The sequence below is a fragment of the Pseudomonas sp. 5Ae-yellow genome (assembly GCF_014077575.1).
Taxonomy (GTDB): Bacteria; Pseudomonadota; Gammaproteobacteria; order Pseudomonadales; family Pseudomonadaceae; genus Halopseudomonas; species Halopseudomonas neustonica.
The window spans coordinates 1-1,314 of record NZ_JACGWE010000112.1 but is presented as its reverse complement, the minus strand read 5'-3'; the positions used below and the strand labels follow the sequence as shown (position 1 = coordinate 1,314).

Annotated in this window: 1 protein-coding gene; it reads left to right on the top strand. The window is 52.6% G+C overall.

Features of this window, described 5'->3' with window-relative positions; genetic code table 11:
- Positions 1–89 precede the first annotated feature (89 nt).
- Positions 90–1,268, top strand: a complete 1,179-nt coding sequence (locus H4J77_RS19480; RefSeq protein ID WP_123891518.1) for an integrase core domain-containing protein — start codon at positions 90–92, stop codon at positions 1,266–1,268.
- Positions 1,269–1,314 lie beyond the last annotated feature (46 nt).

The following is a 1,314-nucleotide window of genomic DNA, read 5'->3' as shown; positions in this document are numbered from 1 at the left end:
GTGTACGACTCAAGAACATGGGTAACAGTTCTATTCAAATACATAGGTAACACATTGCTTAAATAGTGAGCACCTGACAGGAGGTGCTCATGCCTTGGCGAGAAGTGAAACCTATGGACGAACGTGTGCTATTTATCGGTGACTATCTGCGAGGTGCTCGCCGCTCTTTTGCTGAGCTTTGCCGCTGTTACGGCATTAGCCGCAAGACCGGATACAAGTGGGTGGAGCGCTATCGTTCGGCTAGCCTAGAAGGGCTTTACGATCAGAGTCGCAAGCCTCACCGGCATCCTGACGCCATTCCCTATGCCATCCAGCAGGCTATCATCGAGAACCGCCAGATCGGTCGTATGACCTTGGGTCCTAAAAAGATTCAACAGCGGTTGCTGGATGCCTTTCCTGACATAGCGGTGCCTTCTGTGACCAGCATCCACAATGTGCTCAAGCGCCACGGATTGATCGAAGAGCGTCGAGTGAGGCGCCGGATTAGCCCTTATCCAAATCCGTTCGCACCCGTCACTGAGCCCAATGATCTATGGAGTGTGGACTTCAAAGGCCAGTTCAAGCTCCGCAGCGGACAATGGTGCTTTCCGCTGACTGTCATGGACCACCAGAGTCGTTTCTTATTGGGCTGCCAAGGTCTTGCCGGGACGAGCACTATTCCCGCAAAGCGTGTCTTTGAACGCCTTTTTCGCGAGTATGGTCTACCCAAACGGATTCGCAGCGATAACGGTGTGCCCTTTGCCACCAAGACGCCCGGTGGTCTCTCCATTTTGTCCGTATGGTGGATACGGCTAGGCATCATTCCCGAGCGAATCAAGCCTGGCAGGCCACAACAAAATGGCTGTCATGAGCGCATGCACCGTACTTTGAAAGACGCAGTAGCAAAGCCCGTCGCAGCGACCATGAAGGAGAAGCAGGATCGCATGGACGCCTTTCGACGTGACTACAACGAGCAGCGCCCCCACGAGTCTCTGGCGCAGCAACGACCGGCGCTGTGCTACACCACTTCTGACAGACCCTATCCGAAGAAACTGCCAGTGCTTGAATACCCCAGTTACTTCATGGTCATGAAGGTGAGACGCAGCGGCGTTATTTACTGGGGTGGGGGGCAGATATACGTATCGCATAACCTGCAAGGGGAGTACGTCGGTCTTGAACAAATTGACGACGGTGTTTGGGATATCTACTTTGGGCCTGTCAGGCTTGGTGGCTTTGATCAGCGCAAAGCCGGTGGGAATCTAACTCCGTATTGGACGTTAAAAGTGTAACCCATGTATTTGAAATGATGTGTTACCTATGTTTTTGAATCATACA